This is a genomic window from Acinetobacter stercoris, assembly GCF_900323515.1.
GTDB lineage: Bacteria > Pseudomonadota > Gammaproteobacteria > Pseudomonadales > Moraxellaceae > Acinetobacter > Acinetobacter stercoris.
Window position 1 is genome coordinate 1 of sequence record NZ_OOGT01000424.1, and the last position, 890, is coordinate 890.

General features: G+C 52.3%; 1 protein-coding gene. It reads left to right on the forward strand.

Annotated elements, in window-relative coordinates; genetic code table 11:
- Nucleotides 1-118: 118 nt before the first annotated feature.
- Nucleotides 119-890 (forward strand): Ig-like domain-containing protein (locus KPC_RS20020; protein ID WP_456049186.1); only part of this gene is annotated, 772 nt, incomplete at its 3' end.

Genomic DNA, 890 nt, shown 5'->3' on the forward strand with positions numbered 1-890 from the left:
GATTACAACTACAACAGATACAGCAGGTAACTGGAGTATCACGCCTAATCCATTAGGTGATGGTGAAGTTGGTAAAGTGACTGCTACAGACGCAGCAGGAAATAACAGTGCTCCAACCATGACTGATGGCACAGATATCACTCCACCAGCAGCACCAGGTGTGGATCAGAACAATGGCACCGAACTCAGTGGTACAGCGGAAGCGGGTTCTATCGTGACGGTGACTGATGCCGATGGCAATACAGTGACCACCACAGCCGATAGCACAGGGCACTGGAGNATTACACCNAACCCAATTGCTGATGGTAGTGAAGGCAGCGTGACTGCGACAGATGCAGCAGGGAACACCAGCGCTGAAACACCAACAGGCACAGCAGATACCGTTGCACCGGCAGCGCCAAGCGTTGGTCAAAACAATGAGTCAGGTTTATCGGGAACAGCAGAGCCAGAATCAACAATTAGTGTTGAATTGGCTGATGGTACAACGATTACAACTACAACAGATACAGCAGGTAACTGGAGTATCACGCCTAATCCATTAGGTGATGGTGAAGTTGGTAAAGTGACTGCTACAGACGCAGCAGGAAATAACAGTGCTCCAACCATGACTGATGGNACAGATATCACTCCACCAGCAGCACCAGGTGTGGATCAGAACAATGGCACCGAACTCAGTGGTACAGCGGAAGCGGGTTCTATCGTGACGGTGACTGATGCCGATGGCAATACAGTGACCACCACAGCCGATAGCACAGGGCACTGGAGTATTACACCGAACCCGCTGACAGAAGGCGAAGTGGGCAAGGTGACTGCCACTGATGGCGCAGGCAACACTGGTCCTGAAGCGACCACAGGGGCTGCGGATGTGACGGCTCCTGTTGCCCCAACGG